We start from the raw sequence: 2,802 nt of genomic DNA on the forward strand, positions 1-2,802 counted from the left end.
TAGGCGCGCGGCGGCTCGGCCTTGAGCGGCGTCTCGTCGACGTCGGGTGCGGCGATGCGGGCGGGCGTTACCCCCAGCCGCGCGAGCAGATCGGCGCGGCGCGGGGGAGGTGGAGGCGAGGACGAGCGGCGGGCTCTGGCGCACCACCGCGTCCGAATCACTTGAAACGATAGGTGATCCGCCCCTTGGTGAGATCATAGGGCGTCAGTTCGACCAGCACTTCGTCGCCGACGAGCACGCGGATGCGGTTCTTGCGCATCTTGCCGGCGGTGTGACCGAGAATTTCATGATCGTTCTCAAGCTTCACGCGGAACATGGCGTTGGGCAGAAGCTCCACCACCTGGCCGCGCATTTCGAGCAGTTCTTCTTTTGCCAAACAAACCTCTGGTGATTTTGGGGAATTCTTGAAGGGCGCGCCTTAGCCGATGATGCGCCAAAAGGAAAGCCGCGCGCAGGCGGCGGCGGAGCGGGCGGCGCGGCGGGCGAAATTTCAGGAAGTTCGCCCATATGCGCCATAAGAAAATGCGAAAAAGCACGCGGGCGGGGTGCCCGTTGGGAAAAGCGGTGCAGCGATGCGAAAGAGCGGCGCGCCCGCGCGCGGCGGGCGATGCCGGGGGAGAATGCCAGAGCGGGGGCGTGTAGGACAGGGCCTCACACCTCGTCGAAAAAGGCCTGGTCGACGCTGACCTCATAGGTCGTCACAGGGCGCACCACCACGCCGAGCCCGACCTCGCGCAGCAAATCGCACAGCGCCTCGCCATCGATCAAATCGATCGCGGGCGCGCCGTCGCGCGTCGCCTCCCGCCTGGCATCGGGGGTGAAGGTGCCGGTGGTGATGACGAGCCCCTTGTCGGCGCGGCCCTGCATGGCCCCGCGAAAATCGCGGATGGTGGAGGCCCCGACCGAGCCCTTGTAGCGCTTGCACTGGAACAACACGTGGAAGGAGACGAGATTGACGCGCAGCACGCCTTGCCCGTCAATGCCGCCATCGCCCGATTTGCCCGTCACCTCGACCCGGGTGAAGCCATGTTCGCGCAGCAAGCGCTGGCACAGCCGCTCGAACGCGGCGGGCTCGATCGACTGGAGCTTGGCGAGCAACAGATCGGACCAGCCGGCGACGGCTTCGTCGGCCTCCTCCTCGGCCGGGTCGAGCACGAGGCTGGACGCCTTGGCCTTGAGCTGCTCCGCACGCCGCGCCGCCTTGGCCGAACGGATGCGCTGGCGCAGCGTTTCGAGCGGCTGATCCACCACCAGCCGACCGGCCTCGGTCAACACCCACACGCCGCGCGAATCGTTGGCGACGAAGCCGGGGAATTTCAGATAACTGCGCGCCCAGGACATTTTGTCGGTGATGATGTTGTCGCCGCTGGTGGGGTAGGTCGCGTCGAGATCGGCCTGGGTGAAGCCGAAGCGATCGATCAGCTTTTCCTCAATCTCCTCGATCGAGGCGGAGCCACCCAGATCGCGCAGCACTTGCAGCGTGGGGACGTAGAAATCGTCCTTGCGGATCGTGGCGACGTGGGCGGGCTTCATGCATCCGGTTCCTGCTGGGCGGCGCTTCTGCGGGCGACGCGGCGATTGGCTTTTACGCCGGTGGTGGCGAGCGGGTTTACCAGCGCTTCGTAGCGGCCGAACAAATGCTCGACCCGGTCACGGTCCGAGGCAAACGGCGCGCTGCGGTAGAGCCGGTCCACCGCCAGATCGAGCGCATGGTGCGCGCGGCGCAGATCGCCCGGCATGGTATCGGGATCATAAAGATCGGCGAGGCTGGCGGTCGGGTGCGCGAGGCGCGCATCGAGCACCGCTTGCGCAAGCTGCTCGATTTTCGCGCGCTGTGCGGGCGTGGCGTCGGGCCAGGGGAAGGTGTTGTAGACGAGGCCGATTGAATAGCGGAAATCGCTCTTAAGGCGGCCGCCCATTTGAGCGAGCCACGCCATATGTGCTCGACTCGTCATGACGCCGAAATCAAAGAGATCGGCGTTTGGCATGAATAAGCAGCTATCATGTGCAATCGTCTCAGGACCAAAGAAGCCAAAAGGAACATATTCTCTGCGTTCCGATGAGTGGCGCGGAATGAGTACATAAGGCTGATCGCTTTGACGGATTTCTCCGAACAATCCGGGTGCGCCGGCAAGTTTTCTTGTCGTAAGCCTTGTGCTTGATTCTCTATAAATTCGATTGCGACGCAATCGTTCCAAGATGGGTGGTATGCTTCGGATTATTGATGGATCAACTTTCACGAGCCAAAAGCAAAATCTGTGGCTTCCTTCAATATAGTCTTTTGCGCCCGCAAGAATCTTTATGAATGATTCGGCGTCCGGGTAGGAGGATAATAGAGCAGCGCGTTCGGCGGTGGATAAGATTAGATTTCCGTCGTCGTTAGGCATATTACCAAATGAGATTGCTGGGCGGGGAGAAGTCGGGCTGGTGGATTCTGACACCACCAAATGCCGGTTCATCACACCCCGTGCATCGAACAGGTACGCCGTCAGCGCATCATGCCGACTTTCAATCGGCTCGCGTCGAATGTCGGGATAGCTGAACAACCGCTTCTCGCTCGGCTGATTATCGCGGTGGGTCAACCCGATCACGACGACATGGACGTGCGCTGCGCCGCGCGCTTCGCTGCCCCAACTGAAGGTGCGATGGGCGAAGGCGATTTCGAGATGGAAGCGATCGAACAGGATCGGCCAGAGCTGCGCCACCTGTTCGCCCTGGCTGATCGAATTGGTCGAGACGAAGGCGATGCGGATGCGGCGATTGCCGACCTGATCCTCCCCGGCACGAGGAGGGGGACCGCCC

Annotated in this window: 3 protein-coding genes and 1 pseudogene; all 4 read right to left on the minus strand. The window is 62.4% G+C overall.

Annotated features, from left to right (window positions below):
• Window positions 1-198, minus strand: a pseudogene (locus NW75_RS27040) (Maf family protein); the annotation flags it as partial.
• Window positions 158-376: a translation initiation factor IF-1 gene (gene infA / locus NW75_RS20835; protein ID WP_010162480.1), complete on the minus strand. Its 219-nt coding sequence runs from the start codon at window positions 374-376 to the stop codon at window positions 158-160. The gene infA and the pseudogene NW75_RS27040, both read right to left, overlap by 41 nt.
• A gap of 275 nt (window positions 377-651) precedes the next feature.
• Entirely contained in the window at window positions 652-1,533 is an 882-nt protein-coding gene (locus NW75_RS20840; RefSeq protein ID WP_033967323.1) for a restriction endonuclease, read from the minus strand.
• Window positions 1,530-2,802, minus strand: a 1,273-nt coding sequence (locus NW75_RS25445; protein ID WP_033967324.1) for a type IIL restriction-modification enzyme MmeI, incomplete at its 5' end; no start/stop codon positions are given. The genes NW75_RS25445 and NW75_RS20840, both read right to left, overlap by 4 nt.

Origin of the sequence: Sphingomonas sp. Ant H11 (assembly GCF_000797515.1) — a bacterium.
GTDB lineage: Bacteria > Pseudomonadota > Alphaproteobacteria > Sphingomonadales > Sphingomonadaceae > Sphingomonas.